This window comes from Methanomethylovorans sp. (assembly GCF_041305605.1).
Lineage (GTDB): Archaea > Halobacteriota > Methanosarcinia > Methanosarcinales > Methanosarcinaceae > Methanomethylovorans.
The window spans coordinates 1-5,783 of the sequence record NZ_JBFYLB010000134.1 but is presented as its reverse complement, the minus strand read 5'-3'; the positions used below and the strand labels follow the sequence as shown (position 1 = coordinate 5,783).

At 41.8% G+C, this 5,783-nt stretch carries 6 protein-coding genes; 1 reads left to right on the top strand and 5 read right to left on the bottom strand.

What is annotated here, in order from left to right; translation table 11 throughout:
* Positions 1-299: 299 nt before the first annotated feature.
* The 5 genes from ACCM36_RS08420 to ACCM36_RS08400 form a co-directional block, all read right to left on the bottom strand.
* Positions 300-1,808 carry an MFS transporter gene (locus ACCM36_RS08420; RefSeq protein WP_370573309.1) on the bottom strand — a complete coding sequence of 503 codons (1,509 nt, stop codon included), beginning with the start codon at positions 1,806-1,808 and terminating at the stop codon, positions 300-302.
* Between the two features lie 99 nt (positions 1,809-1,907).
* Entirely contained in the window at positions 1,908-2,891 is a 984-nt protein-coding gene (locus tag ACCM36_RS08415; RefSeq protein WP_370573308.1) for a COG1361 S-layer family protein, read from the bottom strand.
* Position 2,892: 1 nt separating this feature from the next.
* Positions 2,893-3,999, bottom strand: a complete 1,107-nt coding sequence (locus ACCM36_RS08410; protein WP_370573307.1) for an ABC transporter permease — start codon at positions 3,997-3,999, stop codon at positions 2,893-2,895.
* On the bottom strand, positions 4,000-4,749 hold the full coding sequence (locus ACCM36_RS08405) for an ABC transporter ATP-binding protein (RefSeq protein ID WP_370573306.1): 750 nt from the start codon (positions 4,747-4,749) through the stop codon (positions 4,000-4,002). It lies immediately after the preceding gene.
* A 4-nt stretch (positions 4,750-4,753) separates the two neighbouring features.
* Positions 4,754-5,341 carry a TetR/AcrR family transcriptional regulator gene (locus tag ACCM36_RS08400; protein WP_370573305.1) on the bottom strand — a complete coding sequence of 196 codons (588 nt, stop codon included), beginning with the start codon at positions 5,339-5,341 and terminating at the stop codon, positions 4,754-4,756.
* Between the two features lie 258 nt (positions 5,342-5,599).
* Here ACCM36_RS08400 and ACCM36_RS08395 point away from each other — a divergent pair.
* On the top strand, positions 5,600-5,783 hold a 184-nt coding region (locus tag ACCM36_RS08395; protein ID WP_370573304.1), incomplete at its 3' end, for a hypothetical protein.

The window sequence follows — 5,783 nt, the reverse complement described above, 5'->3', positions numbered from 1 at the left end:
GCTTCTTTGGTTTGGTTTACAGCCTTGCCTACAGTTTGATTTATATTTTGTCCTACCGTCTCTTTTGTCTGGTTTACTTTCTCTCCCACAGTCTCTTCTACGGTCTTGTCCGTACATCCGGAGATTGCTACCAGGCCTGCAACCAACAATCCCATTAATAAAAAGCTGAGCATTTTCTGCAAAGTCATCACCTACTTTGTCCTAATTGTAATCCAGAATAAATGAACCTGTTGCCAGCTTTGGAATATGGTTTGAGAATAATCCTCTTGATTATTTCCGAATATGCTTCAGAATAAAGATTATTTTCCACCATTCTGACAACTTCCAGGATCGTGAGACTGATTTGGCGGAGTCGCTTTCCCTCTGACAAGAGATGCGAATATACCCACGATACAGAAGATGGTGAACAGCATAAATGCATAGTGCAGGCTTGCAATGAACTGAGGATAATATTCGGGTGTTATCTCCACAGGACCGGTAACAACTGCAAAGATCATCATAGCAATGCCCATCGAAAGCATCTGTCCAAGAAGTCTCATAGTTCCGTTCATCCCGGATGCTACGCCATAGAACCTCTTATCTACCGAGCTCATGATAACATTGGTATTGGGTGATGAGAAAAACCCAAACCCGATACCAAGCAGTACGAGAATGCAGACTATGTACCAGATGGCTGTTGTCTCTGAAACGAAGGTCAGGAAAAAAAGACCGGTTGCAGTGAGTGCCATTCCCGCAGATGCAATGAGACGCGGTTCTATACTGTCCGAGAACCTGCCAGCGATAGGGGAGACCATAGCCTGAAAAATCGGCTGAGCTACCAGGATCAATCCGGCATGTTCAGGTGTGAAACCCTTTGTGTACTGCAGATCAAGACTCAGGAGAAATGTCACTGCATAAGTTGCACTGTAATTAATAAGTGCTGAAAGGTTCGAAAGAGCAAAAACACGGTTCTTTGTCAGAAGATTCATATCAAGTACAGGGAACCTTATGCTTTTTTCGTACAGGATAAAGATAATTGCACCAATAATTCCTGCTGCCAGAAGAAAAGTACCGTTTATATTCGGAAGCAATGAGAAACCATACATTACAGAAACTACTGCCAGACCGTAGATAATAGACCCAGTCAGATCGAATTTTTCTCCCCGGCACTCGGCCCATTCGCCTTTAAGTTTCCAGAGAATGAGAAGAATTGCTGCCATACCTATGGGAACATTTACAAAGAAGATACTCCTCCAGCCGAGATGCTGAGTCATTATTCCACCAAGGAAAGGACCGGTGGAAAGTCCTATGTAAACAGCAGTGATATAGATACCCAGGGCTTTTCCACGTTCTCCCGGAGGATAAACAGAAGTAACTATAGCAACTCCCGTCCCGAAGATCATGGCACTTCCAAGACCCTGAACGACCCTGATCGCGATCAGCATCTCTGTGGAAGGAACCATTGTCATGGCCAGGGAAGCGAGGCTGAAGATCGTTATGCCATATAGAAAAACCTTTTTTCTGCCGTAGATATCAGCTATTTTTCCGAATGGGACAAGGAACACTGCTGAAGAAAGGAGGTACGCAGTGGCAACCCATGAAAGAGAGATAGCATCCATGTGGAATTCCGCTCCTATCGTAGGCAGCGCAATATTTACTGCCGAACCATCAAAGGGAGTGATGAATCCGGCAAGTATCGCGATCATAAGGACAATTTGTTTTTCGGAGTTACGTGCAGATTCAGAAGGAGTTTGACATATCTCCGAAACTTCAGAAGAGGATACTGTATTTTCAGCAGATGGCCCGGAACCACTTATTTTTTTCACCATGTGTATCACTGATCAGCAATCTTATCAGCCACTGAAAGTATGCAGAAGATGGTAGAAGTTGCTGCTTAATTCGAGCGCAACTCCAAATACCACCTCTTATTAGATCCACCCGAATAATCGCTGAAAAAGTCCAGCTTCTTTTACCTCTATCGGGACCTGTAAGGTATTTGAATATTTGATGTCGCCTTCCAGGGTTTCGTATCTCACGACAGTATCGATACCATAGACCTTAGACACAGCTTCACTATCTGCCTTAATTTTGATCTTTGCAACAGCCGTGCTGCCAGGAGTCATAGTAGATATAAATGCTACACTATCTGTTGTGCTCAGAGGGTCGGACGGATTGGCTATAACCTTTACGTTCTTTGCCTCTTCTTCACCAGTATTTTTGATCTCTATGATCAGCACTTCCTCTCCGCCGGGAAAAAGACTGCCTGTAGTACTTACGATCTCAAAATCGGCCTGATCTTTTACTATGATTTTTAATGTCTGGTTCTGGACCATCATTCCATACCAGCGGTTCACATCATAAGTCTGAGCAGTGGCATCCGGACCCATGACCTGCACATTTTTCTGGTAATCATATGAAAGGTTCAGATAAAGGTTGTATTCCCCAGCCTTTGCATTTTTATCAATCTTTATATCGAATTTTGCTGGTGAGAGAGAGTTCTGTCCACTTTTTATGGAACCTATCCTCTGGCTTACTGATTTTACCTCGATGGGACTTCCGGGATCAGCTGAAAGAGAAGCTACTATCCCGGTAGCATCCACTACAGCACTCTCCAGCTTCATTTCTGTCTGAGCACCATAGATCTCATCCGCATCTTCGGGAGTCCTATCATTCTCAAATCCGAAAAGTTTGCCATTGTTCATCAGATCAATATTCAAAGTGATTGTCTGACCTCTATCAAATTCATTGCTACCGATGATAGTAGCACTTATGTCAGGACTACCATCTACATTGTAGTAATTTTCTCCAAAATCGAAGCTCTGAGATACACTATAAGCGCTCAGAGTATCATAGGCTCCTGCAACGCCTGAGATCAAGATCAATATGGAAACGAATATTGCCATTTTCTTCATTTTATGCCTCCCTCCTGAAAAGATGGACACCTGCTGTGAAAGTAATAAGTGCAAAGAGCAAGAGTATTACCAGATCTGTAGATATAGCGCTCAAACCCTGGCCCTTGATCATTATCGTGCGCATAGCATCGTTCGCATAGGTCAAAGGCAGTAAATAAGCGATATAACGCATCCAGTCCGGAACCGAACTCAGTGGGAAAAATACGCCAGTGATGAACATGGACGGAAGAGTGACGAGCATGTTTAGCTGGAAGAAGGATTCCATATCATCAACTCTTGTCGACATGACTATCCCCATACCTACTCCACCAAGGGTGAATATAATGAGTACCAGAGCAACAAGGAACCAGCTGCCATTCATATGGAACCCTACAAGGAAATAGGCTGCAAGTATTAGAATTACAGCTCTGCCTAATTGCATTATAAGTTGATATATCGTTTTTCCGAGAATCACCGCTCTCTTGCTGACAGGCGTCATCAGCATCCGGACAATTGTACCATCTTCTTTTTCTCCTGCAATAGCAGAACCTGTGGTAGCTACAGAACCCATAAAAACAGTAAGGGCTATAACAGCTGGCGTCAGGAAATCCAGGTATTCAAGATTACCATAAATATTTGGAACATTTAAAGAAACTAAGCCAGCTTTTGCGAATAATTGCCTCATGAAATTTGTGATTATGCCACTTGTGGTAGTGTCTGAAGAATCAGTCAAAAGAGTAAGGGCAACACTTTCATTTTTAGCTAGTTTATCACTATAATCTGAAGGGATCAGTAGAACAGCTTTATACACACCTGCATCGATCTGACTCTCGGCTTTCGATCGTGACATGTCCTTCGCATAGGTTATGGAGAACATCGGCTCTCCATTGTACTTGCCAGTATAGCTACCGATCTGTTGAACAAGGGAATTTGAAGCTGTACCAGTATCATCGTTGATGATGAGAATGGGAGCATTCTTTACAGTACCACCCATGCCGTAGCCAAAGAAAATGATCATGATAATTGGAAATAGTATTAAAGGGATCAAAAGTGCCTTCTTTCTTGAAAGAAGCTTGAATTCCTTTATCGTTATTATCCACGCATGCTTTAGTTCGGTCATTATCGCCATTTAATCACGCACCTCTTCTCCGGTCAAGTGCATAAATACTTCTTCAAGATTTGAACTTCCTGAGATTTCCTTTAAATTTGCAGGGGTATCCAGAGCTACCATTTTACCTAAGTTCATTACAGCAACCCTGTCACATAGGTTATCAGCCTCTTCCATGTAATGAGTTGTGAATATCAGAGTCTTTCCTTCTCCATTGAATTTTTTGGCAAGTTTCCAGATAGCCTGCCTGGTCTGCGGATCAAGACCTGTTGAAGGCTCGTCCCAGAATATGATCTGAGGCTCGTGCAGCACTGCACAGATAACGGAAAGACGTTGCTTCATGCCGCCTGAAAAGCCTCCTGTAAAACGATCTGCATGGTTTTCGAGACCTACAAGTTTTAAGTAGTAATCTATTCGCTCGTCCATGAGATTTGTTGGTACATTATAGAGTTTACCCATAAATTCCAGATTCTCTCTGGCTGTAAGATCTGAATAAAGACTGAGCTTCTGAGGGACGATACCTATAATAGGTCTGATCTTGTCGTCCTCTTTATTAACATCAAAACCCGCGACTTTTATACTGCCGCTTGTAGGCTTTATTAAAGTGGTGAGCATGGAAAAAGTAGTGGATTTGCCAGCTCCGTTAGGTCCTATCATACCAAAAATCTCTCCCTTACGTACATCGAAACTTACGTGCTCTACTGCAACTATTTTCCTTCCTCTCGAATGAAAGATCTTAGCAAGATCCCTGACCTCAATAATTGTTTCCACTTACTCACCTGTGCTCCTCTATCTTCAGGACACCTTTTGTAAATAGGTCAATAAATCCCTCAAATTCTTTATCTTCTTCAACCTCGACATACCCTCTTAACAAGGAGGTGTAAGCAGAAAAACTTATAAAAGTCAGCGCTGCTGATCTAGGATTTACATCACGTATTTTTCCACATTTCATTTGAAGCTCAAAGTATTCGGTTAGGCGAGACAAATTCATTTGAAAAAAAGATGATAGGATCTCAGCAACCTCAGGCCTCCTCCTTCCTTCCTCTATCAACATGAACATAAACATACGATGCTTGCAATCTTTTTTCTTATCAGTCATTATTTTTTTAATTTGTCTGCCTAATGTAGAAAGATCCGTTTCAATATCTGAATCTGAATTTACAGTTAGTAGAGAATCAAATTCCGGAGCCCTGTTCTTGATCAGAACCTCTTTCAGCAGATTCTCTTTTGATTGGAATTTTCTAAAAAGGGTCACTTCGGCAACATTTGCCTCTTCCGCGATCCTGCGGGTAGTTGCACCAGAGTAACCCTCGCTGGCAAACACCTTCAAAGCAGCGTCCAATATCTTTTGTTCTGCATCCATCTGGTAAGTAAGTAGTTACTTACATATATATAATAGTTTTGAACAGTTTGATGTGTAAGAAGTAAAGAAGAAGAGAACTATTACTCAGTACTGAGATTAACAGGTGAGTAAACTAATAATGTGCAATTATTCATACCGTTATTTTACCAAGTAGCAAGTACATTTATTAAGTATTAACTTCAATTAAACTAACATAAGATATATATTATTGAAACGTTGAGTATATCGAAAAGTCTCATCGAAAAACGGGTGAACATGATGCCGACTCTAGAAGAAGTAAAAACGCATATCAGACCTTTAGAAGGAGCTAGCAGGTTATTGGAACGCAAAGAAATAAAAGAGTTGCCGGGTATTTTAGAGGAAGGAGAGATCATTAAAAGACTGGTCCAAGGTTCCTATGGACGTAGAGATGGAATACTGGTAGCAACAAATGTCAGACTAA

Coding starts and splice junctions, on each gene's coding strand:
- ACCM36_RS08420 (WP_370573309.1), bottom strand. CDS start 1,808: ATGGTGAAAAAAATAAGTGGTTCCGGGCCATCTGCTGAAAATACAGTA.
- ACCM36_RS08415 (WP_370573308.1), bottom strand. CDS start 2,891: ATGAAGAAAATGGCAATATTCGTTTCCATATTGATCTTGATCTCAGGC.
- ACCM36_RS08410 (WP_370573307.1), bottom strand. CDS start 3,999: ATGGCGATAATGACCGAACTAAAGCATGCGTGGATAATAACGATAAAG.
- ACCM36_RS08400 (WP_370573305.1), bottom strand. CDS start 5,341: ATGGATGCAGAACAAAAGATATTGGACGCTGCTTTGAAGGTGTTTGCC.